Below are 23,838 nucleotides of genomic sequence, written 5' to 3' on the forward strand. Positions count from 1 at the left end.
TGCCGCCTGATCCACGATAAGGATTCCAAGCGGGTGCTTTTAGGCACTAAACTGGGTGGTACCGCGGGAGCTGACTCTCGTCCCTTTTTTAGGGGCGGGAGTCTTTTTGCATTCCTATAGCCGTTTACAAGTCCATTAGGAGGAAGCATATGAGTTTCAATCATATTGAAATTGAAAAAAAGTGGCAAAATTATTGGCTTTCCAATAAAACATTTAAAACAGAAGACCAGCCTGGCAAGAAAAAGTTTTATGCGCTGGACATGTTTCCATATCCGTCAGGTGCAGGCCTTCATGTAGGGCATCCTGAAGGATACACAGCAACAGATATTCTTTCCAGAGTGAAGCGGATGCAGGGGTATAATGTGCTTCATCCAATGGGATGGGATGCTTTCGGCCTTCCGGCAGAACAGTACGCCCTTGATACGGGAAATAATCCTGCTGAGTTTACTGAGCAAAATATTAACAATTTCAGAAGGCAGATTCAGGCCCTCGGCTTTTCCTATGATTGGGACAGAGAGGTTAATACGACAGATCCGTCTTATTACAAATGGACACAATGGATTTTTCTGAAATTGTATGAAAAAGGCCTTGCTTATATTGATGAAGTGGCTGTTAACTGGTGTCCTGCACTCGGAACGGTTCTTGCCAATGAAGAAGTGATTGACGGAAAAAGCGAGCGCGGCGGCCATCCGGTTGAACGCCGTCCGATGAAGCAGTGGATGCTGAAGATAACAGCTTATGCCGACCGCCTTCTCGAGGATTTGGAAGACGTAGACTGGCCGGAAAGCATTAAGGACATGCAGCGCAACTGGATCGGACGTTCAGAAGGGGCTGAGGTCATTTTCAGCATTGACGGTTTTGATGAAACCTTCACTGTATTTACAACCCGTCCTGATACGCTCTATGGTGCAAGCTATGCGGTACTGGCTCCAGAGCATCACTTTGTTGAAAAAATTACAGCAGCTGATCAAAAAGAAGCTGTTCAGAACTATTTGGACAAGGTAAAAGCGAAGAGCGACCTGGAAAGAACAGACCTTGCTAAAGATAAAACAGGCGTTTTCACAGGCGCATATGCCATTAATCCGGTTAACGGGGAAAAGCTGCCGATCTGGATTGCTGATTATGTGCTGATGACTTATGGTACTGGCGCCATTATGGCTGTGCCTGCTCACGATGAACGCGACTATGAATTTGCAAAAAAATTCGAACTGCCAATACTGGAAGTAGTAGAAGGCGGAGATGTTTCCAAAGAAGTGTACACAGGAGACGGCAAGCATGTGAATTCAGGTTTTCTTGATGGCTTGAACAAAGAGGATGCCATTGCAGAAATGATTAACTGGCTTGAAGAAAACAGCAAGGGTGAAAAGAAAGTAACATACAGACTGCGCGATTGGCTGTTCAGCCGTCAGCGCTACTGGGGCGAGCCGATTCCGATCATTCACTGGGAAGATGGCACAATGTCCCCGGTATCTGAGGAAGAGCTTCCGCTGATGCTGCCTGTTACAACAGAAATCAAGCCGTCTGGAACAGGAGAATCCCCGCTTGCCAATATCGCGAAGTGGGTGAATGTAACAGATCCTGAAACAGGAAAAAAAGGCCGCAGAGAAACAAACACCATGCCTCAGTGGGCTGGCAGCTGCTGGTATTTCCTCCGCTACATTGATCCGGACAACAGCGAAGCATTAGCTGATGCTGAAAAATTGAAAGAATGGCTTCCGGTTGACACGTATATCGGAGGTGCCGAGCATGCTGTGCTTCATTTGCTGTATGCCCGGTTCTGGCACAAATTCCTTTATGACATTGGTGTAGTGCATACAAAAGAACCTTTCCAAAAATTGTTCAACCAGGGGATGATCCTTGGAGAAAACAATGAAAAAATGAGTAAGTCCAAAGGTAATGTTGTAAACCCGGATGAAATTGTCGAAAGCCATGGAGCTGATACTCTGCGCCTGTACGAAATGTTCATGGGGCCGCTGGAGGCATCCATTGCCTGGTCCACAACAGGGCTTGACGGCGCAAGACGCTTCCTTGACAGAGTCTGGAGACTTTACGTAGAGGACAACGGCGGGCTGAATCCTAAGATCGCTACTGTGAAAGGTGAAAGCCTTGAGAAAAGCTATCATCAGACAGTGAAAAAAGTTACGGAAAATTACGAGGACCTTCGCTTCAACACAGCTATTTCCCAGCTGATGGTCTTCATTAACGATGCTTATAAAGCGGCTGAGCTTCCGAAGGAGTATATGGAAGGCTTTGCGAAACTGCTTTCCCCTGTTGCACCGCATCTGTCTGAAGAGCTGTGGGCTAAGCTTGGGCATGAAGGAACGATTTCCTACGAAGCATGGCCTGCTTACGACGAATCCAAGCTTGTTGAAGATGAAATTGAAATTGTGGTACAGCTGAATGGAAAAGTAAAAGCGAAGCTTACCGTTTCAAAAGATCTTACGAAAGAGCAGCTGGAAGAAACGGCGCTTGCAGATGAGACAGTTAAGGAACAGCTGGAAGGGAAAAATATCCGCAAAGTGATTGCGGTTCCCGGCAAGCTTGTTAATATCGTAGCCAATTAAGCAGAAGGCGTGAATTCATTGAATTCACGCCTTTTTTATTGAGCCTTTTTGTAGCGAAGATAACTAAAGTGGGAGGTCGGAACGCTTTTTGTCACATTTCCTTTTTCATCACTGTAAATTTCGTATTCCTCGTATTTTTCAATCACGTATCCATCTTTTTCTTCAGTGCCGACAAGCTTGTCTTCAAGGGAGGAATAGGTTTCGGCTGCTTTTTCTGCTGGCTCTTCCGAATAATTAAAAACGGGAACGTCTTCCTCTTCCGCTGCAAACGAACTGTGCACCTCAGGCAAATGATCTGCAAAAGCCGCAACTAGCAGAAGTGCTGCAGCAGCACCAGGCAGCAAAAGTTTTTTCATTGGATCATCTCCTTTCCTGTTTTCCGTGCATCACCTGCTTGTACATGGTTATGCGGGCTGCTCTAATGGCATGATAGATTTTTATATTTATTTATTAGAAAATCATGGTAAATTAGGATTAGGGACGGAGGTGCATCATGGAAACAGCGAAAAAAACAAACGTGAGCGCGATTGTCAGCCTTGTGCTTGGAATCTGCTCACTTGCCATACCTGTTGTTGGCATCATTACAGGAATTATCGGACTTATTTTTTCATTTAAAAGCACAAAAGAAATTAGATTTTCAGGTGAAGAAGGTCATGGCATGGCCATCGCCGGGAGGGTCTGCAGTATCATTGGCCTCGCGATCAGTCTGCTGGTTTTGATCCTTTTTGTATTTGTCGGAGTCATTTCCTTTTTTGTCCCGGAAGATATGGGGACATATGATTCGGAATTTTAGAGGCTTCTTATTGAAAGACAAAACGCTCAGAAAGTCCTGAGCGTTTTTTGCTATGTGAAATTATGAATGCTGATAGCATTTCGTATATTCTTTTTTCATTAAAAGGCTTCTGCAGGCCAATCCATTTTCGTCATAAATCTCCTGATCAACTTTTAAAGTAATGGTTCTGCTGGAGTTTGGATATTCAGGATCATCATTTAAAATGGTAAGACTATTATCATTCTTCCAGTCTAATGAAAAATTATTTTTAGCATCACTATAATAGACAGTTTTAACTTTCTTGTTATCAGTGTTTGTAATATCTACCCATACGTTTACTCCGCCAGCTGCACCGCCATAAGGTTCATAAAAGGCATTAGCTGTATACTTGCCGTCAGGAGAGGTTACAGGTCCAGGCCCCTTTTGGCTGTTTTTCGCATCGAGCGATCCGAAGGTGAAAAAGTAATTCCTGTACACAAACAGACCAAGAAAAAGCGCAGAACCTGTTAATGCAGTGATCAACAATATTTTGAGTAAGGTCTTCTTTTTTACAAAAAAGAACAATAGTGCGATAAATATGGCGGGAAATAATAGTGCAGTTAAGATAAGCGTCAGGAAACCAAGTATATTTAATAAAATGTTTTTCATTTCCTTTCTTTATTTAGGTTAGGTTTAAAGAAGAATGCTGATTTTTGAGCACCTGTTGATTGGAGTGGCAGGCGGGAGACTCCTGCGGGAGTGCAAGTGACGGGAGACCCCGCAGGAGCAAAGCGACGAGGAGGCTCCCGCACTGCCCGCGGAAAGCGGACGCCTGCAACGGAAATCAACAGCCAACTTTAAATTAAATAAACCCAAAAGCTGAGAAGTATTTCTTTTGGTATTTTAGCATAAATTCCCATTAATTCTTCGCCTATTTAGAATTTATAACTGCTTGCCTGGGAAATGGTAAAATTCTTTCTATTATGGTTTAATAGCTACTGAGTGGAAAACATCTAAGATAATGAGAAGCTGACAGGAATCTCCTGTTGCCTTCCCAAAAAATAGGAGCTGATCTTATGCCAGAAATTAATGAAATTTCCCCGCAGGAATTAGACGAAAAGCTGCAAAAAGGAGAAAAGGTGTCAATCGTAGACGTTCGGGAAGATGAAGAAGTGGCAGGCGGAATGATTCCTTCAGCCAAGCATATTAAAATGGGCGACATTCCTGACAATCTTTCCTACTTTGACAAAGATACAGAGTACATTTTTATCTGCAGATCCGGCCGGAGAAGCGAAAATGTCAGTATGTTTTTGCAGGACCAAGGGTTTAAAGTCCGCAATATGACAGGCGGCATGCTGGAATGGCAAGGCGAAACAAAGCCTAAAAGCTCAGAAAACGAATAAGGTAATGGGATAGGCAGTCTGATTCATTAGAATCTGGCTGCTTTTTCGTTTTACTCGATAAAGAAAACGCTTTCTTAATCAGGGTTATTTCCCTATCCTCCCTCATAAACTGTCAAAAAGGAGGGGAAGTGCTATGGACGATTTTCACAAGCTGGATGTGACAGAAAGGGTAACCGCAAAGGTTTTGGATGAATATATTGAGCTTTACGTGGGCAGAGATGTTATTGGAAGGCTTGTCATAAATGAAGAGGGCAAGCAATATGATTTAACATATGATTATTTGATTGAGGATGGAAGAATTTTTAAGCTGTATGATCGGAATTGTGAGCATCGTCAGTATGCGGAAGGGTGTGACATGGGGTGGTGCTGATTTGCTGAAGGTTGCCGTGTTTGATGAAGAGCATGAAAAGGATCTCGAAGGGGAAGTGAATGATTTTCTGGCAAAGCTCTCGGATGAACAGTTTGTGGAGATCAAGTATTCGGTTGCAGCTACCTGTGACGGAATCGGGGAGCAGGTTTATTGTTTTTCAGCACTTATTTTATACAGAGCATAAAAAAACTCGGGAGGATCCCCGAGTTTTAGCTGTTTTGAGCATATAGCCCGGCATTCTTTCCAGCAAGTCTGCCTGTTACAAGAGCGGAGGTAATATTGTATCCTCCTGTATAGCCGTGAATATCAAGAATTTCACCACAGAAGTACAGCCCCTGTGTGAACTTGGATGCCATTTCCTTTGGATGAATCTCCTTAACGGAAACACCGCCCCCTGTTACAAATGCCTTTTCAATGGACAGCGTCCCATTCACGTTAAACTGGAACTGCTTAATGCATTTTGCCAGATCTCTGATCTTTTCTCCTGAAACTTGTGAAAACGTCTGCTGCGGATCGATTTGATTCCATTGCAGCAGAAATAAGAAATATCGTTCCGGAAGCATGCCTTTTAAAACATTTTTCAATGCCTTTTTCGGCTCATTTTTCAACTGGCTGTGAATGAATTGAAAAACTTCCTCTTCATTTTTTTCAGGAAAGGAATCAATGCTCATGGTTACTTCCTGTACACCGAATTTCTTCATCGTTTTCACTACATACTGGCTGCATCTAAGCACAGCTGGCCCTGATATGCCAAAGTGAGTAAAAAGCATGTCCATTTGATGGGTGACTACCGTTTTTCCTTTTGGATTCAAAACACTTAAGGCAGCATCGCGCAAAGCAAGACCCTGCAGTTCTTTGCTTTTGATAAAAGACTCTCCCGATGTGAGCGGCACTTCTGTCGGGAAAAGCTCTGTAATGGTGTGCCCGGCCTTTTTCGCCCATGCATAGCCATCACCGGTGCTTCCAGTCTGCGGAACACTTTTTCCTCCAACAGCAATGACCACTGCTCTAGTATGAAGGTATTCTCCATTTTTCAAGATGACTCCGCGGACTTGCCCGTCCTCATATTCCACAGTTTTAACCGGCTCATTCACCCTTATATCCACGTTAAGCCGCTTTAGCTCCCGAAGAAGAGCATCTACAACCGACTGCGCTTTATTGGAAACAGGGAACATTCTGCCATGGTCTTCTTCCTTCAGCTCTATTCCAAGATTTTCAAAGAAAGAAATAATATCCTCATTGCTGAATTCGGCAAATGCACTGTATAAAAATCGGCCATTGCCTGGAATGTGTTTAATAATTTCATCTATAGGAAGACGATTCGTGACATTGCAGCGGCCGCCTCCGGAAATCGCAAGCTTTCGTCCGAGCTTATCGCCTTTATCAAGTAAAAGAACGCGGGCTCCCTGTTCTCCGGCAGAGATGGCAGCCATCAGGCCTGATGGGCCTCCGCCGATAACAATAACATCATAGTTCAAAATTTTTACCTGCCTTTTTACATTGTGATTCCTGCACCATTCATTATAGCCGAACCGCCTAAAAAGAAAAGCGACAATTCATAAGCTAATTTACGAATGGGCTTCTGATTGTGTTAAAATAGAAAAGTTGAATCTTGAATAGATAGAATGGTGATTACATATATGGCGAGTAAGTTGATGAGAGGTACGTTTGTTTTAACGCTTGGGACCTATATCTCGAGGCTTTTAGGAATACTGTTTGTCATCCCGTTTGCTGAATTAGTAGGGGCCCCGGCAGCCGGTTTGTATAATATAGGCTACACTCAATATATGATTTTCTTAAGTATTGCTACGGCTGGTTTTCCAATGGCTGTTTCCAAGTTTGTATCTAGATATAATTCATTAGGGGACTATGAGACAAGCAGGAAAATGTTCCGGGCTGGAATTGGCGTGATGCTTTTAACCGGGTTTCTTGCTTTTATCGCTTTATATCTCCTTGCGCCTTTTCTGGCAGCTGGAGCGATAGGCAAAGAGAAGCTTGCCTCGGGCATAACACAAGAAGATGCCACATATGTTATCAGAATGGTAAGCGCAGGATTGATTGCAGTCCCAATTATGAGTCTGATACGCGGTTTCTTCCAGGGGCATCAGTCAATGGGGCCGACAGCTGTATCACAAGTTGTGGAGCAAATCGCCCGGATTGCCTTTTTGCTAATATCGGTGTATGCGATCATGAAAATTTACAACGGCTCAGTAATTACAGCAGTCGGCTATGCAACATTCGGGGCATTTGTTGGAGCGATAGGCGGTCTTGCTGTTTTATGGTTCTATTGGGTCAAGAGACGCGGCACTCTGGAAGCAATGAAGGAAAATAAGGTTCCTCCTTCAGAAATCAGCATGAAAAAGCTTTTTAGGGAGCTTTTCAGCTATGCTTTGCCTTTTGTCTTTGTAGGACTTGCTATTCCGTTTTCCCAGGCTGTGGATACATTTACAATGATCCCAGCTATAACGGCTTCCGGAAATAAATTTGCTGATACAATCTATGGGTTAGTAACATTTTATGGAAGACAAATTATTATGATCCCTATTTCCCTGGCAACAGCTTTTGGATTAACGCTGGTACCTACTATAACAAAATATTACACAAACAGAGAATACAGGCAGATGCATCTGCAGATTAACCAATCCTTTCAGATGATTATGTTTCTTGTGATGCCTGCAATCGCCGGAATAATGGTTCTGGCAGGTCCTATTTATACTGCGTTTTACAAGTACTCTGCGGAAGGCGTTTTGCTGCTGCAGTGGCAGGCACCGCTTGCTTTATTGTTCTCCCTCTTTACCGTAAATGCAGCGATTCTGCAGGGGATCAATAAACAAAAGCTTGCTGTTATCAGTCTTGCTTTAGGCTTATTGACTAAAATTTGTTTAAACTATCCGCTTTCCTTTTATTTGCATGGACAAGGTTCCATTATAGGAACATCTGTCAGCTTTCTTGTTTCCATTCTTTACAGCTTTGCCATGATTAAGCGGCATGCCAAGTTTTCATATAAACAGCTGATAAAGCGTTCCCTCTTTATATTGCTGCTTACGGTCTTTATGGCTCTTGCCCTTTCCGTTCTTGAGTCAGTCATCGGAATGGCTATTGACTACAAACATGGCAGGGGAGAAGCTTCTATCGTACTGGTGATTTCCGTTGCCGCTGGTGCAGCAGTTTACCTTTACCTTGCACATAAGTCCCATCTTCTTGACAGGCTGCTTGGTACAAGATTTTCCTTTTTAAGAAGAAAAAAAGCAAGAAGTGTTTAATATACTGATTTGGCTGAAGCTATAAAGATTAGCTTCAGCCTGTTTTTGAATGGAGGATTCAGAATGAGAATAGACAAGCTACTCGCCAACAGCGGCTTTGGCAGCAGAAAAGAAGTAAAGAAGCTTCTGAAAAGCGGGCAAGTGAAGGCGGACGGCGAGGTTGTGAAAGACCCGAAAACACATGTTGATCCGGATTCGCAGGAAGTTACGGTGCAGGATGCAATTGTGGAATACAGGGAGTTTATTTACTTAGTGATGAATAAACCGGCAGGACTGCTTTCAGCGACAGAGGATCTGTCACAGGAAACAGTGGTGGATATTCTTGAACCGGAGGATGCGATGCTTGAGCCGTTTCCAGTAGGGCGGCTTGACAAGGATACAGAAGGGCTGCTGCTTATTACTAATGACGGCCAGCTGGCACACCAGCTCTTGTCACCGAAAAAGCATGTGCCCAAAACATATTTTGCTGAAATTGCAGGCTGTGTAACAGAGGAAGACATAGAAGCGTTTAAAAAAGGCGTCACACTTGATGATGACTATTTGACAAAGCCGGCTGTACTGAACATATTAGAGTCAGACAGCACGTCAAAAATTGAGCTGACGATTACGGAAGGCAAGTTCCATCAAGTTAAAAGAATGTTTGAAGCGGTCGGAAAGAAAGTAACCTATCTGAAAAGATTGAGCATGGGTCCGCTAACGCTTGATGAAGATCTTGAGCCTGGGGAATACAGAGAGCTTGATGAAGAGGAAGTGGAAGAGCTCAGAAATGCGCAGGCTCTTTCAATAGACTGAAAAAAGGTGCAGCAAGCATGCTGCACCTTTTTATGTACGTTTATTAGGATGAAATTTTGACTTTTCTTTTTGTGGTGGTCCATTTGCCTCTGCTTGGACTACTTACAAGGTCATTATAGGATAACACATTCAAATCGCGCTGAATTGTTCTCGGCGTAATGCCAAATTCATCAACTAGCTGCTGAGTTGTTACCGTGCCTCTTTCGAAAATGAACATGTAAATGGATTTGATGCGCGTTAGCATACGGTTTGTTGAAGGTTTCAAAAAACCACTCCTTATCACTTAATCGCATTGGCAAAGGTCCGATAGTCCTATCCTAGATCCCCAAAAAGAATGTCATTTTTGCTCTTTATTGAATTGTATTTATCTCTATATTTGTATTTTACACTTTTAGAACAAAGGTATCTAGAAATAAGGGCAAATTTACACAATATTTACACTGGAAATTAGTGTTGGCTTTCTGCACACTACACTATATGTAGTATGGAGGTTATGATATGCCATTGTAAAGCGAAACTTATGTAAAAATCCTGGTAATTGACTCCCCAATAAGGATAAAATGGTATTGCTGGGTTTTTGTAGGTCTAAAGAATGATACGGACGAAACATAGTTGGATCATTCGGCACATATAGTAATCATTGAATCTAACTGCAGAGGAGTGGACGCATAATGCTGAATGGAAAATCTCTTGACGCTGTATCTAAAATCTCGGCATGGGGCAAGCTGACAGGCTGGTTCATGGCGGTTACCGGAGGGCTTAGCGCTTTAACCGGTATTTTTGCATTCGTCATCGGTGCTGTACCAGGCATACTTGAATTGATTATTGGTATTTTTCTTATTAAAGCTGCTGGAAAAGCAGGAGATTTAAAGCTGGATCAGTCAGAGAACAATTTAAGCGAGTTTCTTTCCAATCTTGCTGTTTATTTTAAAATTCAGGGGATTTTGCTTCTTGTGGGGCTGGTTATCTTCCTCTTGGCAGCAATTATTTGGGGTGCATTTATTATTAATCTTTTAGCGAATTCAGGAAGTATGTAATAATTTATTCACAGTGAAAAACCCAGCGGAAAATAGAAAGCCTCCTGCATTTTTGCAGGAGGCTTTCTTATTAATGGTTTCCTAAGAAAATGAGCTGGATTAAAAACAGAACGGCGAACAAGTAGACGAAGAAATGGACTTCCTTTGCTTTGCCTCTGAAAATTTTCAAAATCGGGTAAGAAATAAATCCAAGTGAAATGCCTGTTGCAATACTGGAAGTAAGCGGCATTGTCAAAATAACAAGAAAAGCTGGAAATGCTTCGTCAAGCTCGTTCCATTTAATATCAGCAATGGCACCGATCATAAGGCTGCCGACAATAATCAGCGCCGGGGCCGTAATGGCGGAAATACCTGATACTGCTCCAACAAGGGGAGCGAAGAAGGAAGCAATCAAAAACAGCACAGCAACGGTAACAGCAGTCAAACCAGTGCGTCCGCCTGCTGCAACACCTGAGGATGATTCGATATAAGCAGTAGTCGGGCTTGTTCCGAACAAAGAACCGATTGTAGTTGCTGTTGAATCGGCCAGCAGCGCCTTTCTTGCATTCGGCAATTCATTACCGCGCATCAGGCCAGCCTGTTTGGCAACCCCAATCATTGTGCCTGTTGTATCAAAAATGGTCACAAGCAGGAAGGAGAATACAACTGCATACAAACCGTGGGTGATCACATCTCCAAAAGCAGTAATAGGATTCACGACTAGTCCTTCAGGAAGATGCGGCATTGCCACGACGCCTTCCTGGAATGTCAGCTGACCAGTGAAATAGGCAACAATTCCTGTAATCAGCATACCGATGAAGAGAGCTCCGTTAACATTCAGGCACATCAGAATTAACGTAACAGCAAGACCGATCAAGGCAAGAATAACAGACGGGGAATGAAGATCCCCTAGGGCCACAAGATTTTCTTTGTTGTCAGCGACAATGCCTGTTGTGCGCAGGCCGATAAAGGCAATAAACAAACCGATTCCGGCCGTGATGCCGTTTTTTAAATTGGACGGAATCGCTTCAATCAGCGCTTTCCGGAAAGAAGTCAAAGAAAGAATCAAAAAGATAATACCTGCAACAAACACAGCACCAAAAGCTGCCTCGTAAGGCACACCGTTTTCACCGTTTGCTACACTAAAAGCAAAATAAGCATTCATTCCCATTCCTGGTGCTATAGCAATCGGATAATTCGCGAGCAGCCCCATAATGAGCGTTCCGATGATCGCTGCAATAATAGTAGCCATGAAAACCTGCTGAAAAGGAATACCGGAATTTGATAAGATGCCAGGATTAACAACGACAATGTAGACCATCGTAAAAAAAGTGGTCATGCCGGCGATGAGTTCAGTTTTTACATTAGTATTGTGCTCTTTCAGCTTAAACATGAAGAAACCTCCAAATAACGAACATTATTTATAACCATAGACTATATTATTCGTTTTTATGACAAAATGCAAGACATTCATTTATTGTTTACAGGATCTTTAAAAAAGGTGAGCAAATGAGCTGGATGAGACGGAATATGCGATCATTGAGGCGCTGGAACAAGTGAAGCTAGCCCGATCTGAGTCGCTTCACAAAAATCCAAAAAATTAAAACCGGACTTTTCGGATTTTCCTCCAGCGCTTGTCGGGGCTGAACAAGCGGCTTCCGCTTTTCTTGATCCAGCTCCAGCCGCTAGCCCCTCGAGTCGCTTCACAAAAATTCAAAAAGTCAAAACCGGACTTTCTGGATTTTTGCTCCAGCGCTTGTCAGGGCTGAACAAGCGGCTTCCGCTTTTCTCACTATCCAGCTACAGCGCCTAGCCCGATCTGAGTCGCTTCAGAAAATCCCAAAAAGTCAAAGACCGGACTTTTCGTGATTTTCTTCCAGCGCTTGTCGGGGCTAAACAAGGCGCTTCCGCTTTTCTTCAATGTCCAGCTCCAGCCGCTAGCCCCTCGAGTCGCTTCACAAAAATCCAAAAAGTCAAAACCGGACTTTCTGGATTTTTGCTCCAGCACTTGTCGGGGCTGAACAAGCGGCTTCCGCTTTTCTCCATCCAGTGGTATCTTAGCATATATAGGTACAAACTATACATACACAAAATCTAAAGAGGTGAGCGGGATGGTTGAATGGCAGGATGAGGCTGCGAAGAGGAAAGAGCAGCTTGTATCTGATGCACAGGAATTTTTGCGCATTAAGAGTGTTTTGGATGAAGAAGGCGGAACGGAAGGGGCTCCGTTTGGAAAGGGAATAAATGAGGCGCTTCATTATTTGCTTGATAAAGGTAAAGCAGATGGATTCACAGTGAAGAATTTAGACGGCTATGCGGCGCATATCGAGATGGGCGAAGGCGATGAGGTGATTGGGGTTCTTTGCCACATCGATGTTGTGCCTGAAGGCGATGGATGGACCAGCGATCCATTCAGTGCAGAGATCAGGGACGGCAAAATTTTTGCCCGCGGCGCTTTGGATGATAAAGGGCCGACAATGGCAGCCTATCATGCCATGAAGCTTGTAAAAGAGATGGGACTGAAGCTGAACAAGAGAGTGCGTATGATTATCGGTACGGATGAGGAGAGCGATTGGCGCTGTGTGGAGCATTATTTCAAGCATGAGGAAATGCCTGTCATGGGATTTGCTCCTGATGCAGACTTTCCGATTATTAATGCGGAAAAAGGGCTCATTGATGCTGTGCTGATTACTCAGTTCCCTGAAGAAAAGCCGTCAGATCAAGCTGTGCTGCTGGAAAGGTTTGAGTCAGGCCGCCGCTTTAACATGGTGCCGGATTTGGCAGAGGCTGTGTTATCAGGTCCTGGCAGCCAGGAGCTTGCAGACGGGTTTGACCGTTATTTGGCCGAGCATGGAATAAAGGGACAAGCAGTGGAAAAGGAAGGCAAACTTCATTTTCGCGTAGAAGGTGTTTCCGCCCATGCGATGGAGCCTGATAACGGGAAGAATGCTGGCATATATCTTGCTGCCTATTTAGTGGATGAAAAACTGGATAAGCATGCAAGCCAATTTCTTTCTTTAGCCTCTGATTATTTTCAGGATGATACAAGGGGCAAAAAACTTGGCATTGAAATGAAAGATGAGATCAGCGGAGACTTAACGGTCAATGCAGGGATCATCAGCTACAGGTATGAAAATGGCGGCAAGCTTGGGATTAACATCCGCTATCCTGTTACTGCTAAATCTGACCGGATTCAGGAGCAGCTGAAAAAAATTCCGGGTATGAAGCTGGAAAGCTTCAGCGATTCAAAGCCTCATCATGTTGACGCACAGCACCCGCTCATTCAGAAGCTTCAAAAAGTGTATGAAGAGCAAACAGGTGAAAAAGCGGAGCTGATTTCAATTGGCGGCGGAACGTATGCCAGATCGCTGGAAGCAGGGGTGGCTTTTGGTCCTCTTTTCCCTGGACGGCCTGACATTGCCCATCAGAAGGATGAGTACATGGAAATTGAAGATTTAGTTAAGGCAGCAGGCATCTATGCCCAAGCAATATACGAGCTTGCCAAATAATGGCGTTCAAGCAGGGGGACAGCAGTCTCTCTGCTTTTTTATTCTGACAAAAGTTGAATTATTCAGAAGATTTGTATTATCATAGGGATGTATCGTACATACCAACCGGTTAGTAAGTAAAGGGGGAAGCATCCATTGGATTTTTCTTATTCCGAAAAAGTGAAGGATCTGGAAAAGCGATTAAATCAGTTTATGGAGGAGCACGTTTATCCGAATGAAAAAACATACGAGGATCAGCTGAACAGCCAAAGGTCGAGGTGGGATAAGGTACCGGACATCATGGAGCAGTTAAAGAAAATGGCAAAGAAGGAGGGACTGTGGAATCTGTTTTTGCCTGAAAGCGAGTATGGTGCAGGCCTGACAAATCAGGAATATGCCCCTTTGTGCGAGATTATGGGCCGTTCTCTGATCGGGCCGGAAGTGTTTAACTGCTCTGCACCTGATACAGGAAATATGGAGGTTTTGGTCAGGTATGGAACAGAGGAGCAGAAGGAAAAGTGGCTGCAGCCTCTTCTAGAAGGAGAAATCAGATCCTGTTTCTCCATGACAGAGCCTGATACCGCTTCGGCTGATGCTACGAACATTTCCTGCCGGATTGAAAAAGAGGGAGACGAATACGTCATTAATGGGCGGAAGTGGTGGTCATCAGGGGCAGGAGATCCAAGGTGCCGGATTGCCATCGTAATGGGGAAGAACGATCCATCGGCAGAAAAATATGAACAGCAGTCCATGATTCTTGTTCCGCTTGATGCAGCTGGGGTGAAAATTGAACGGACGCTTTCCGTATTTGGATATGATCATGCTCCGCATGGACATGCGGAAATATCCTTTGAAAATGTCCGCGTGCCAAAGGATAACATGCTTTGGGGCGAAGGCAAAGGCTTTGCGATTGCACAGGGAAGGCTCGGTCCGGGAAGAATTCATCATTGCATGAGGCTGATCGGGGCAGCGGAAAGAGCACTTGAATTATTATGTAAGCGTGTTCAATCGAGAGAAGCGTTTGGCAAATCTCTTTCAAGGCAGGGTGTGATTCAGGATTGGATTGCAGAATCCAGGATTGAAATCGAGCAGGCGCGTCTTCTGACGCTTAAAGCGGCTTACATGATGGATACGGCAGGCAATAAGAAAGCGAAGGCAGAGATTGCAATGATAAAAGTCATTGCGCCGAACATGGCGCTTAATGTCATTGACAGAGCCATCCAGGCTTTTGGAGGAGCAGGAGTCTCAGAAGACTTTCCGCTTGCTGCCCACTGGGCAAATGCCAGGACGCTGAGACTTGCAGACGGCCCTGACGAAGTACACAAAGCACAGCTGGCGCGGCTTGAGCTTAAAAAATATGCACAGCCGCTTCAGACGGTGTAAGGAGGAAGAAGCATGCACATAAAAGACTTATTCAGCCTGGCTGGAAAAACAGCGATTGTAACAGGCGGAGGAAGAGGGCTCGGCGAACAGATTGCGGAAGGTTTGGCTGAAGCTTGCGCCAATCTTGTGCTTTGTTCGAGGAAAAAGGAAGCCTGTGAGGAAACAGCGCGGAGGCTGCAGGAGGAAAAAGGAATAAGGGCCATTGCTCTAGCCTGTGATGTGACGTCACAGGAGGATGTGCAGCAGGTGATGAGTGCTGCTGAAGAGGAGTTCGGCACGATTGATATTCTCGTGAATAACAGCGGAGCAACATGGGGAGCGCCGGCTGCAGAAATGCCGCTTGATGCTTGGAAAAAGGTCATCGATGTGAATGTCACAGGAACATTTCTTATGTCACAGGAAGCCGGAAAAAGAATGATCAGGCAGGGCAGCGGCAAAATCATCAACATTTCTTCTGTTGCAGGACTTGGCGGGGCAGATCCAAGGTACATGGACACGATCGGCTACAACACAAGCAAAGGAGCCGTGATTACTTTTACAAAGGATCTGGCTGCCAAATGGGGCGCGCACGGCATTAATGTAAACGCCATTGCGCCAGGATTTTTCCCGACAAAAATGTCTAAGGTGCTGATTGAACAGGGACATGATTATCTTCTGGAAATGACGCCTTTAAAGAGGTTCGGCACAGAGGATGATTTAAAAGGAGCAGCCGTTTACCTCGCCTCAAAAGCTTCTGATTATATGACGGGCGATGTGCTCATTATTGACGGAGGCAGCCACGTGCTTTAAATAGGCATGCACTTATATAACGAATTCAGGAGGTGTTTTATGATGCATGAAGAAAGATTTTCTGTTTATCCGGAGGGCATGAGCCATGATCTCACCATTCCGGATTTATCACTTTCAGATATGCTAAAGCAGTCAGCAGAAATTTACGGCAGCCATCCAGCGGTGTCCTTTTACGGTCAGAAAATGAGCTACAGCGAGCTGAAAGATGCTGCATCAGCCTTTGCAGGAGCTTTGGCGAAAAGCGGGCTTGCAAAAGGAGGAAGGGCGGCAGTCATGCTTCCGAACTGTCCGCAGTATGCTGTCGCCTATTATGGCATTCTTCAGGCCGGCGGCATCGTCACACAGATGAACCCGATGCTTGTGGAAAGAGAAATACAGCATATTTTGAATGACTCTGAAGCTGAAGTTCTCGTCGTCTATGACGCCTTATACGAAAAAGTCCAGGCTGTCAGGGCTGAAACGAGCCTGAAAACTGTGATTACAGTGTCACTTGGCGGTGCTTCTTCAGAGCCCGCAGACTCTCTGTCCTTTGAAAACTTCTTAAGATCGGGAGCGGGCATATACCACGAAGCAGTGATAGACCCTGCAAATGACATCGCTGTGCTGCAGTATACAGGCGGGACAACAGGCCTTTCCAAAGGAGCGATGCTGACACACCGGAATCTTGTGGCAAACACCATTCAATCCTATGAATTTTTCAAAACAGAGGTAAGGCTTGGCGAGGAAAAGTGCTTAACCGTGATCCCGCTATTTCATGTTTTCGGCATGACCTCCTGCATGAACCTTTCTATTTATTGCGGCAATTGCATGATTATGCTGCCTCGATTTGATTTAAATGAAGTGCTGGAAACGATTAAACATGAACAGCCGACCATTTTTCCGGGTGTCCCGACAATGTATGTGGCCATTACTAATCACCCTGAAGCAGAAAACTACGGCCTCGACTGCATGAAAATCTGCAACAGCGGCAGTGCTCCAATGCCGGTAGAACTGCTTAAAGAGTTTGAAAGAAAAACAGGAGCGAAAATACTGGAAGGGTACGGCCTTTCAGAAGCCTCGCCAACAACGCATTGCAATCCAGCCTTTGCTGACAGGAAGCCGGGAAGTGTCGGACTTGGATTTCCGCAGACAGCCTGCAAAATTGTAGATGTGGCAACAGGCCTTGAAGAACTTGCGCCTGGTGAGCTTGGGGAAATCATCATATACGGGCCGCAGGTCATGAAAGGATACTGGAACATGCCTGAAGAAACAGCCCATGCTTTAAGGGACGGCTGGCTTTTTACAGGAGATATTGGGATGAAGGATCAGGACGGCTACCTTTATATTACAGATAGAAAAAAAGATATGATCATTGCGAGCGGCTACAATATTTATCCGCGGGATATTGAAGAAATCCTGTATGAGCATCCAGCTGTTAGAGAAGCGGTCGTCATCGGAATTCCAGACCCTTATAGAGGCGAATCCGTAAAAGCCTTCGCTGTTCTGAAAACAGGCAAGGATATCAGTGCAGAAGAATTGATTGAATATTGCCGGGCGAATATGTCCTCTTATAAAGTTCCCCGGGAAATAGAATTCAGAGAAGAATTGCCGAAAACAAATGTCGGGAAAATTCTCCGCCGGGCTCTGCGGGAGGAAGCAGCGCAAAAGCATGTGTGACAGCGAAGAAAAATCTATTCAGCAGCAAGTGAAGTAATAGAGCAAAAGAATAGATTGAGAGGATAGCAGAAATATGAAAGAAAAAATAGTTCAGGAAAGCATCAGGCTTTTTGCAGAGCGGGGCTTTAAAGAAACGTCCATACAGGAAATTACTGATGCCCTCAATGTCACAAAAGGGACGTTCTACTATTATTTCAAAAACAAAGAACAGCTGCTCATGGACATTCACCTTTCCTATATCGATCACCTTTTAAAAAGGCAATCAGAAATTCTGGCAGATGGAACAAAAAATCATAAGGAAAAAATTTACGACATGATTTATGTGCTGATTTCAGATATCAAGCAGGAAGGATTAAGCGCACACGTTTTTATCAGAGAAATGCGCCATCTGAGCAGTGAGAACATGGCAGCTGTGGAAGAAAAGCGGGACGAGTTCAAACAGAATATTGAAAGAACGTTAAAGAGCGGCATGCAAACAGGCGAATTCCGGAAAGACCTTCCTGCAGACTTTATTGCTCTCGCTATTCTTGGAATGACAAACTGGAGCTATTTCTGGTTCGATCCGGAAGGCAGGTCAACAGACGAAGAAGTATCAAGAATTTTTCAGAGAATTTTACTTGAGGGTATACAGGCAGACTGAGCCTCTGAATCAGATGACAACATTTAAAGGAGGAAGAAAAATGGCAGCATCAGAAAACATCCGGAAAATCTGCGTGGCTGGAGCAGGGCAGATGGGTCATCAAATCGCCATGCTTTGTGCTCTTGGAGGCTATGAAACAGCCATTCAAGATGTAAATGAAAACGCTTTAAAAAAAGCGGAGGAAACTTTGAAAGGCATTATGACGAAATGGACGGCCAAAAGTAAGATTTCAGAAGAAGAGAAAAACGCTGCTTTTGAAAGGCTAGTTTTCACCCAGAGTCTTGAAGAGGCTGCGGGTGACGCGGACTTTGTTATCGAAGCCATTGTGGAAAAACTGGATGCGAAGCAGCAGCTTTTCAGGCAGCTTGATACCATTGCGCCAGCTCATGCCATTCTTGCAACAAACTCATCCACCATCGTAAATTCGCTGATTGCGGAATCAACAAGCAGGGCTGATAAAGTCATCAACATGCACTTTTTTTTCCCGCCGCTTGTCATGGACTGCGTCGAAGTGGTAACAAGCGAAAAAACAAGTGAAGCAACAGCACAGGCAACAATGGAAGTCAGCCGCCAGATTAATCGGACAGCTGTGCTGCTGAAAAAAGAAATCTCCGGTTTTATCGCGAACAGAATATTGGGGGCACTTCAGAAAGAAGCTGTCTATCTTTACGAAAACGGCTATGCCGACTTTGAAGACATTGACACCATCTGCAAAAAAGCATTAAATCACCCAATCGGTCCTTTTGAGCTGATGGATTTGTCAGGCATTGATGTGGGCTATTACGTGATGGAGCAGCGCTATGCAGAGACGGGAAATCCGGAAGACAAGCCCGCCGCCTGCATTGAAGATAAAGTGAGAAAGGGCGAGCTTGGACGGAAGACAGGAAAAGGCTGGTATCAATACGAAAAAGCAGGAGTGAAAAACTAATGGAAAGAAAGGTCAGGGTTGAAAAACAGGAAAAAATAGCGGTCATCACAATTGATAATCCTCCATTGAATGTCATGGAGAAGCAGGTAATCGATGAGCTGAAAGAGGTTTTTGCAGAGCTCGAGCAAGACAAAGAAACCGTTGTCGTCATTTTAACGTCCGCGGGCGACCGTGCCTTTATGGCAGGAGCTGATATAAAAGAATTTCCATCATTAATGGGAAGAACGGGAATTAAAGAACATTTCATGGAGAACCACCGCATGCTGAGCAATATTGATCATTTTCCAAAGCCTGTTATTGCCGTGCTGAACGGTCTTACCTTTGGCGGCGGCTGCGAGCTTGCGCTTACTTGTGATCTCCGTATCGCAGAAGAGCATGTGCAGATCGGCCTGCCGGAAATCAAGCTCGGATTGTTCCCGGGCGGAGGCGGAACACAGCGGCTCTCAAGAGCAGTCGGAGAAGCACGGGCAAAGGAAATCATGTTTACAGGCGAGCCGATTGATGCAAACAAAGCAGAAATGATCGGCCTTGTTAATGCTGTCGTGCCAAAAGGCGAAGGACTTGGCAAAGCCATGGAAATTGCAGCGAAAATTACCCCTTATTCACTGCCTGCCCTTGAAAGAGTCAAAAAAGCTGTTGATGAAGGCCTGGATCTGCCGCTTGAGCAGGGCCTTGAAAGGGAAGCGGAATTGTTCGAGGAAGTTTTTCAGACAAAGGATATCCAGGAAGGCGTTCAGGCGTTTATTCAAAAAAGGAAACCGGTATTTACCCATCAATAGGAGGAAAAGACATTGGTATATCATTCCAGAATTAAAGTCAGATTTTGTGAAACAGATGCACTAGGCCATGTCAACAATACGAGCTATTTCATTTACATGGAAGAAGCAAGGGTCGAATTTTTTGAAAAAATCGGCTTTGAAATGAATGCAAACGAATGGCAGTTTATTTTGGCATCAGCCTCCTGCGATTTTTTGGATCAAGTCCGGTTTAATGATGTGCTTCTGATTGAAACAGCTGTCTCCAAAATTGGAAACAAAAGCTTTCATCTGGAGCAGCTGATGAGAATTGAGGCTACAGGAAAGATTGCAGCAAAAGGACATTCGGTTATTGTGACCTATGATTTTGAAAATCAGAAAAGCACACGTATTCCTGAAGAAATTCGGGCGGAACTGGAGCGTCATCCCGCTGCAAGCAGCATCTAAAAAACGAAAGGGGGGAGAGAAATATGACCAGCACCATACCGGTCAGAAAAGGCGAAGAGCTTGATCAGACAAGACTTGAATCCTATTTGAGGAGCAAATTTGATTTGCCTGAAGGCAGGCTTCAGGTCAGCCAGTTTGGCACAGGTGCTTCCAATCTCACATATGCTCTCTCCATCGGCGATTGGGAAGCTGTACTCAGAAAACCGCCGCTTGGGCCAGTAGCCCCGAAGGCTCATGATATGGAAAGAGAACATAAAGTGCTGAAGGCGCTGCATCCTTTATTTCCGCTTGCCCCGAAGCCATTTTTATATGAGGAAAGCTCTGATCTTGCAGGAAGCCCCTTCTTCCTTATGGAGCGCAGGCACGGTACAGTCATCGATACTGAATTTCCGAAAGGGATAAGAGCCGAAGAGGAAATTTGCGTCAGGCTGTCAGAAAATATGGCCGATACGCTGGCAGAGCTTCACAGTGTGCCTTATAAGGGGACAAGCCTTGAAAGCATCAGCAAGCCTGAAGGGTTTATGGAGCGCCAGGTTGAGGGATGGATCCGCCGTTATTACAGAGCTAAAACAGATGAAATCAAAGAAGTGGAGGAGCTCACAGGCTGGATGGAAAAGAATCTCCCTGCCTCACAGGATCCAGCTGTTATTCACTATGATTTCAAGCTTAATAATGCTCTCTTTACAAAAGATCTGAAAAAAATGACAGGGCTCTTTGACTGGGAGATGGCAACGGTCGGAGATCCCCTGGCTGATCTTGGTGCAGCACTCAGCTATTGGATGGAAGAGGATGATCCGGAGCTTTTGAAATATGGAATGGGTAAACCGACAGTCACCGTTCACCCTGGTTTTTATACGAGAGAGCAGTTTATCCGCCGGTACGCTGAGAAAAGCGGCAGAAATACAGCGCACATTCCTTACTATTTGACGTTTGCCTATTTCAAGCTCGCGGTCATTTGCCAGCAGATTTACTTCCGCTACCATAACGGCCAGACAAATGATCAGCGCTTTGCCGGTTTTGGCAAGTTTGCCGGGAGTCTGATCAAGCATAGCTTGAAAACCGCTCAGCAGGGCCTTAAATAAGCTATGGGAAAAATTCATGTTCTGCTGAAAAAGGAAGAAATCGATGCAGCCAAAATGGCGGGGAAAACAGTTGCAGTATTTGATATTCTGCTGGCCACTTCCACTATCACGAGCCTTCTTGAGCATGGAGCAGAAGAGGTTATTCCAGTTCTCAATGAACAAAGAGCAAGAGAGACAGCGGCTGGAATGGCTGATGAAAGCTATTTGCTTGCAGGCGAATATGAAGGGAAAACGATACACGGCTTTTTGGACCCGAATCCTTCTTTATTAAAGGATAAGGTCAGCGGAAAAAAGGTTATTTTGTCAACAACAAACGGCACTGTCGCTCTGCATAGATCCTCTCCTGCAAGCTTCGTCTATGCCTGTTCTTTGCTGAACAGCGGGGCTATGGCAGAGCACTTTTTAAAATTTCATAAAGAGGACAGCATCATCCTCGTCTGTTCAGGTTCATCAGGCCAATTCTGCCTTGAGGACTTTTATGGTGCCGGTTTCTTTATCAGCTGCCTGCTGGCAGGAAGCCAGTTTGAACTGACAGATTCAGCGAGAGCCGCATGGCTCTTTGCCGCAAGCCAGCGCCAGGAGGCAGAAAATCTGCTGAAAGCTTCGGCAGTCGGCAGGATGCTTGAGGATTATGGTTTTTCAGAGGAAATTTCCTATATCAGCCAGCATAGCTGCTACGGGATTGTTGCTTCTTTTAATGGAAGCAAAATGTTGCCATACAGGGAGATGACAAAATGAGAACAGCGGCATTGAGCGTCAAAGGAGGAAGCTTTTTATACGAAAGAGCCGGCTACGAAAATATCTTTACTCCTGAGGATTTTACCGGCGAGCACAAAATGATTGCTGAGACAGCAAAGCAATTTTTAACAAAAGAAGTAGATCCCCATCATGAAGAAATTGAGCAGCAGGATTTCAGCCGCATTGTTTTGCTTTTAAAAAAGGCAGGCGACCTCGGGCTTCTTGCCCACAGTATTCCGGAGGCTTACGGCGGCCTTGGCCTTGATAAAATTTCAAAGGGTCTTGTCGGAGAAGTGATCGGGCGCTCAAGCGGCTATGGTGTTGCCCACTCCAATCACACATGTATTGCCACACTGCCCATTACGTATTTTGGGACAAAAGAGCAAAAGGAAAAATATTTGCCGAAGCTTGCAAGCGGAGAATATATCGGGGCCTATTGCCTGACAGAGCCGAACTCCGGCTCAGATGCCCTTGCTGCCCAAACCACGGCAGTCCTTAACGAAGCAGGCACGCATTATGTGCTGAATGGGACAAAGCTGTATATCACAAATGCGGCATTTTCAGATACATTTATCATTTATGCCAAGGTGAACGGCGAACATTTTACTGCCTTTATCGCTGAAAAAGATTTCCCAGGGCTTTCGCTCGGTCCAGAGGAACAAAAAATGGGCATTAAAGGCTCTTCCACAAGATCCGTTATTTTGGAAGACTGTCTTATTCCGAAGGAAAATCTGCTTGGCGATATCGGCAAGGGCCACGTCATTGCATTGAACGTTCTCAATCTCGGCCGGTTTAATCTCGGCTCTGCTTGTATGGGAGCAAGTAAATATGCCTTCAGGCTTGCGGTTGGATTTACAAAGGAACGGAGACAGTTTAATAGAGCCATCGCTGATTTTGCAGCAACAAAAGAAAAAACAGCAAAGATGGCAGCAAGAATATTTGCTTCAGAATCTATGCAGTACAGAACAGCGGGACTTTTAGAAGATGCTCTTGGGGATTTATACAGCGAAGAAGATCATGCCCTGATTGGCAAAAGAATGATGGAATATGCCGCAGAATGCGCTATCTGCAAGGTGTACGGCTCAGAAACACTGGACATGGCGGCTGATGAATCCCTTCAGCTCCATGGAGGCGCCGGCTTTATTAAAGAATACAAGATTGAGCAGGTTTACAGAGACTCCCGCATTAACCGGATCTTTGAAGGAACGAACGAGATTAATAGACTCCTGCTGCCGACGCTATTTTACCGGAAGGCAGGAAAGGGTGACATTCCGCTGGAGCAGCTTGTGCAAAAAGCTTCAGAAACTTTGAAATCACCGCTTGCCAGTGAAGATGGCGTGCTTGGAAGAGAGGAAGCTGCCATTGAAACACTCCGAAATGTCCTGCTTGTTTCCTTTGGCGCTGCCTGGAAACAATTTGGTAAAGGAGTGGTGGAAGAACAAGAAACAATTATGAAGCTGTCTGATATGGCGATATTGCTTTATGCGGCAGAATCCTGTCTTTTCAGAACAAAAAAAGCCATTCAAAAAAATGGCGCTGAAAATGAAAAGCTAAAAGTGCTGCTCACTGAAGCCGCTGTTGAAGAGGCGCTTCTGCAAAGTGAATTTCTTGTTAGAAAGATCATCAGCGGCATTGCAGCTGGGGAGCAGCGGATGGAATGGCTTCAGCTGATCCGCGGCGCCTTTTTGCCATTCAGCTATGAAAATACGGTCGAAAGAAACAGGGCGATTGCAGCTGCACAGCAGGACAAAGAGCAATATATCTGCTAGTTCT

24 protein-coding genes and 1 other annotated feature (1 of these 25 cut by a window edge) are annotated in these 23,838 nt (G+C 44.9%); of the genes, 19 read left to right on the forward strand and 5 right to left on the reverse strand.

The features are described 5' to 3' along the window. Positions 1-88 (forward strand) — a binding site (T-box leader); it begins 132 nt to the left of the window's first position. Between the two features lie 61 nt (positions 89-149). Continuing rightward, positions 150-2,564 carry a leucine--tRNA ligase gene (leuS, locus tag LRR81_RS00435; protein WP_231787328.1) on the forward strand — a complete coding sequence of 805 codons (2,415 nt, stop codon included), beginning with the start codon at positions 150-152 and terminating at the stop codon, positions 2,562-2,564. Positions 2,565-2,599: 35 nt separating this feature from the next. Here the strand turns inward: leuS and LRR81_RS00440 are convergent, their stop codons facing one another. Continuing rightward, on the reverse strand, positions 2,600-2,920 hold the full coding sequence (locus tag LRR81_RS00440; protein ID WP_231787329.1) for a hypothetical protein: 321 nt from the start codon (positions 2,918-2,920) through the stop codon (positions 2,600-2,602). A gap of 137 nt (positions 2,921-3,057) precedes the next feature. On the opposite strand from LRR81_RS00440, the gene LRR81_RS00445 reads away from it, so the two are divergent. Continuing rightward, on the forward strand, positions 3,058-3,357 hold the full coding sequence (locus LRR81_RS00445) for a DUF4190 domain-containing protein (protein ID WP_231787330.1): 300 nt from the start codon (positions 3,058-3,060) through the stop codon (positions 3,355-3,357). 60 nt (positions 3,358-3,417) lie between these two features. On the opposite strand, the gene LRR81_RS00450 is transcribed toward LRR81_RS00445, so the two are convergent. Beyond that, positions 3,418-3,984, reverse strand: coding sequence for a DUF5412 family protein (locus LRR81_RS00450; protein WP_231787331.1), 567 nt, complete (start codon positions 3,982-3,984; stop codon positions 3,418-3,420). 407 nt (positions 3,985-4,391) lie between these two features. Here LRR81_RS00450 and LRR81_RS00455 point away from each other — a divergent pair, with 407 nt between their 5' ends. From LRR81_RS00455 to LRR81_RS00465, 3 genes are all read left to right on the forward strand, one after another. After that, positions 4,392-4,718, forward strand: a complete 327-nt coding sequence (locus tag LRR81_RS00455; protein ID WP_231787332.1) for a rhodanese-like domain-containing protein — start codon at positions 4,392-4,394, stop codon at positions 4,716-4,718. Between the two features lie 133 nt (positions 4,719-4,851). Continuing rightward, positions 4,852-5,088: a DUF2553 family protein gene (locus tag LRR81_RS00460; RefSeq protein WP_231787333.1), complete on the forward strand. Its 237-nt coding sequence runs from the start codon at positions 4,852-4,854 to the stop codon at positions 5,086-5,088. Position 5,089: 1 nt separating this feature from the next. Beyond that, positions 5,090-5,272 (forward strand): sporulation protein Cse60, encoded by a 183-nt coding sequence (locus LRR81_RS00465; protein WP_231787334.1) that lies wholly within the window; start codon positions 5,090-5,092, stop codon positions 5,270-5,272. A 25-nt stretch (positions 5,273-5,297) separates the two neighbouring features. On the opposite strand, the gene LRR81_RS00470 is transcribed toward LRR81_RS00465, so the two are convergent. Beyond that, complete coding sequence (locus LRR81_RS00470) at positions 5,298-6,566, reverse strand: BaiN/RdsA family NAD(P)/FAD-dependent oxidoreductase (RefSeq protein ID WP_231787335.1); 1,269 nt, start codon at positions 6,564-6,566, stop codon at positions 5,298-5,300. 162 nt (positions 6,567-6,728) lie between these two features. On the opposite strand from LRR81_RS00470, the gene LRR81_RS00475 reads away from it, so the two are divergent. After that, positions 6,729-8,351, forward strand: a complete 1,623-nt coding sequence (locus LRR81_RS00475; protein WP_231787336.1) for a putative polysaccharide biosynthesis protein — start codon at positions 6,729-6,731, stop codon at positions 8,349-8,351. A 63-nt stretch (positions 8,352-8,414) separates the two neighbouring features. Continuing rightward, positions 8,415-9,143 carry a pseudouridine synthase gene (locus LRR81_RS00480; RefSeq protein ID WP_231787337.1) on the forward strand — a complete coding sequence of 243 codons (729 nt, stop codon included), beginning with the start codon at positions 8,415-8,417 and terminating at the stop codon, positions 9,141-9,143. A gap of 43 nt (positions 9,144-9,186) precedes the next feature. Here LRR81_RS00480 and LRR81_RS00485 read toward each other — a convergent pair whose 3' ends face one another. Continuing rightward, entirely contained in the window at positions 9,187-9,408 is a 222-nt protein-coding gene (locus tag LRR81_RS00485; RefSeq protein ID WP_231787338.1) for a DeoR family transcriptional regulator, read from the reverse strand. Between the two features lie 406 nt (positions 9,409-9,814). On the opposite strand from LRR81_RS00485, the gene LRR81_RS00490 reads away from it, so the two are divergent. Beyond that, positions 9,815-10,180, forward strand: a complete 366-nt coding sequence (locus LRR81_RS00490) for a DUF5362 family protein (RefSeq protein ID WP_231787339.1) — start codon at positions 9,815-9,817, stop codon at positions 10,178-10,180. A gap of 70 nt (positions 10,181-10,250) precedes the next feature. On the opposite strand, the gene LRR81_RS00495 is transcribed toward LRR81_RS00490, so the two are convergent. Then, on the reverse strand, positions 10,251-11,552 hold the full coding sequence (locus tag LRR81_RS00495) for an NCS2 family permease (RefSeq protein WP_231787340.1): 1,302 nt from the start codon (positions 11,550-11,552) through the stop codon (positions 10,251-10,253). A gap of 718 nt (positions 11,553-12,270) precedes the next feature. Between LRR81_RS00495 and pepV the strand changes: the two genes are divergently transcribed. The 11 genes from pepV to LRR81_RS00550 all read left to right on the forward strand — a co-directional run bounded on the left by pepV (position 12,271) and on the right by LRR81_RS00550 (position 23,834). Beyond that, on the forward strand, positions 12,271-13,668 hold the full coding sequence (gene pepV, locus LRR81_RS00500; protein WP_231787341.1) for a dipeptidase PepV: 1,398 nt from the start codon (positions 12,271-12,273) through the stop codon (positions 13,666-13,668). 135 nt (positions 13,669-13,803) lie between these two features. Beyond that, a complete protein-coding gene (locus LRR81_RS00505; protein ID WP_231787342.1) occupies positions 13,804-15,030 on the forward strand; it encodes an acyl-CoA dehydrogenase family protein in 1,227 nt (408 codons plus the stop codon). 12 nt (positions 15,031-15,042) lie between these two features. After that, positions 15,043-15,819, forward strand: coding sequence for an SDR family oxidoreductase (locus tag LRR81_RS00510; protein WP_231787343.1), 777 nt, complete (start codon positions 15,043-15,045; stop codon positions 15,817-15,819). Between the two features lie 39 nt (positions 15,820-15,858). Next, complete coding sequence (locus LRR81_RS00515) at positions 15,859-17,475, forward strand: long-chain-fatty-acid--CoA ligase (protein ID WP_408631571.1); 1,617 nt, start codon at positions 15,859-15,861, stop codon at positions 17,473-17,475. A 73-nt stretch (positions 17,476-17,548) separates the two neighbouring features. Next, positions 17,549-18,115 (forward strand): TetR/AcrR family transcriptional regulator, encoded by a 567-nt coding sequence (locus LRR81_RS00520; RefSeq protein ID WP_231787344.1) that lies wholly within the window; start codon positions 17,549-17,551, stop codon positions 18,113-18,115. 40 nt (positions 18,116-18,155) lie between these two features. Next, complete coding sequence (locus LRR81_RS00525) at positions 18,156-19,043, forward strand: 3-hydroxyacyl-CoA dehydrogenase family protein (protein ID WP_231787345.1); 888 nt, start codon at positions 18,156-18,158, stop codon at positions 19,041-19,043. Then, positions 19,043-19,822 (forward strand): enoyl-CoA hydratase, encoded by a 780-nt coding sequence (locus LRR81_RS00530; protein ID WP_231787346.1) that lies wholly within the window; start codon positions 19,043-19,045, stop codon positions 19,820-19,822. The genes LRR81_RS00525 and LRR81_RS00530 overlap by 1 nt, the downstream gene beginning before the upstream one ends. A 12-nt stretch (positions 19,823-19,834) precedes the next feature. Further along, entirely contained in the window at positions 19,835-20,245 is a 411-nt protein-coding gene (locus tag LRR81_RS00535; RefSeq protein WP_231787347.1) for an acyl-CoA thioesterase, read from the forward strand. A gap of 23 nt (positions 20,246-20,268) precedes the next feature. Further along, positions 20,269-21,327, forward strand: a complete 1,059-nt coding sequence (locus LRR81_RS00540) for a phosphotransferase family protein (protein ID WP_231787348.1) — start codon at positions 20,269-20,271, stop codon at positions 21,325-21,327. Between the two features lie 3 nt (positions 21,328-21,330). Continuing rightward, positions 21,331-22,065 (forward strand): 2-phosphosulfolactate phosphatase, encoded by a 735-nt coding sequence (locus tag LRR81_RS00545; RefSeq protein ID WP_231787349.1) that lies wholly within the window; start codon positions 21,331-21,333, stop codon positions 22,063-22,065. Continuing rightward, positions 22,062-23,834: an acyl-CoA dehydrogenase family protein gene (locus tag LRR81_RS00550; RefSeq protein ID WP_231787350.1), complete on the forward strand. Its 1,773-nt coding sequence runs from the start codon at positions 22,062-22,064 to the stop codon at positions 23,832-23,834. The genes LRR81_RS00545 and LRR81_RS00550 overlap by 4 nt, the downstream gene beginning before the upstream one ends. The last annotated feature ends 4 nt before the right edge of the window (positions 23,835-23,838 follow it).

Source organism: Metabacillus kandeliae (assembly GCF_021166585.1).
Classification (GTDB): Bacteria; Bacillota; Bacilli; order Bacillales; family Bacillaceae; genus Metabacillus_B; species Metabacillus_B kandeliae.

Excerpts from the sequence above, each read along its gene's own strand:
- LRR81_RS00520 (WP_231787344.1), top strand. The coding sequence starts at position 17,549 with ATGAAAGAAAAAATAGTTCAGGAAAGCATCAGGCTTTTTGCAGAGCGG.
- pepV (WP_231787341.1), top strand. The coding sequence starts at position 12,271 with ATGGTTGAATGGCAGGATGAGGCTGCGAAGAGGAAAGAGCAGCTTGTA.
- LRR81_RS00480 (WP_231787337.1), top strand. The coding sequence starts at position 8,415 with ATGAGAATAGACAAGCTACTCGCCAACAGCGGCTTTGGCAGCAGAAAA.
- LRR81_RS00440 (WP_231787329.1), bottom strand. The coding sequence starts at position 2,920 with ATGAAAAAACTTTTGCTGCCTGGTGCTGCTGCAGCACTTCTGCTAGTT.
- LRR81_RS00490 (WP_231787339.1), top strand. The coding sequence starts at position 9,815 with ATGCTGAATGGAAAATCTCTTGACGCTGTATCTAAAATCTCGGCATGG.
- LRR81_RS00545 (WP_231787349.1), top strand. The coding sequence starts at position 21,331 with ATGGGAAAAATTCATGTTCTGCTGAAAAAGGAAGAAATCGATGCAGCC.
- LRR81_RS00530 (WP_231787346.1), top strand. The coding sequence starts at position 19,043 with ATGGAAAGAAAGGTCAGGGTTGAAAAACAGGAAAAAATAGCGGTCATC.
- LRR81_RS00515 (WP_408631571.1), top strand. The coding sequence starts at position 15,859 with ATGATGCATGAAGAAAGATTTTCTGTTTATCCGGAGGGCATGAGCCAT.
- LRR81_RS00495 (WP_231787340.1), bottom strand. The coding sequence starts at position 11,552 with ATGTTTAAGCTGAAAGAGCACAATACTAATGTAAAAACTGAACTCATC.
- LRR81_RS00510 (WP_231787343.1), top strand. The coding sequence starts at position 15,043 with ATGCACATAAAAGACTTATTCAGCCTGGCTGGAAAAACAGCGATTGTA.
- leuS (WP_231787328.1), top strand. The coding sequence starts at position 150 with ATGAGTTTCAATCATATTGAAATTGAAAAAAAGTGGCAAAATTATTGG.
- LRR81_RS00445 (WP_231787330.1), top strand. The coding sequence starts at position 3,058 with ATGGAAACAGCGAAAAAAACAAACGTGAGCGCGATTGTCAGCCTTGTG.
- LRR81_RS00540 (WP_231787348.1), top strand. The coding sequence starts at position 20,269 with ATGACCAGCACCATACCGGTCAGAAAAGGCGAAGAGCTTGATCAGACA.
- LRR81_RS00550 (WP_231787350.1), top strand. The coding sequence starts at position 22,062 with ATGAGAACAGCGGCATTGAGCGTCAAAGGAGGAAGCTTTTTATACGAA.
- LRR81_RS00525 (WP_231787345.1), top strand. The coding sequence starts at position 18,156 with ATGGCAGCATCAGAAAACATCCGGAAAATCTGCGTGGCTGGAGCAGGG.
- LRR81_RS00475 (WP_231787336.1), top strand. The coding sequence starts at position 6,729 with ATGGCGAGTAAGTTGATGAGAGGTACGTTTGTTTTAACGCTTGGGACC.
- LRR81_RS00460 (WP_231787333.1), top strand. The coding sequence starts at position 4,852 with ATGGACGATTTTCACAAGCTGGATGTGACAGAAAGGGTAACCGCAAAG.
- LRR81_RS00450 (WP_231787331.1), bottom strand. The coding sequence starts at position 3,984 with ATGAAAAACATTTTATTAAATATACTTGGTTTCCTGACGCTTATCTTA.
- LRR81_RS00455 (WP_231787332.1), top strand. The coding sequence starts at position 4,392 with ATGCCAGAAATTAATGAAATTTCCCCGCAGGAATTAGACGAAAAGCTG.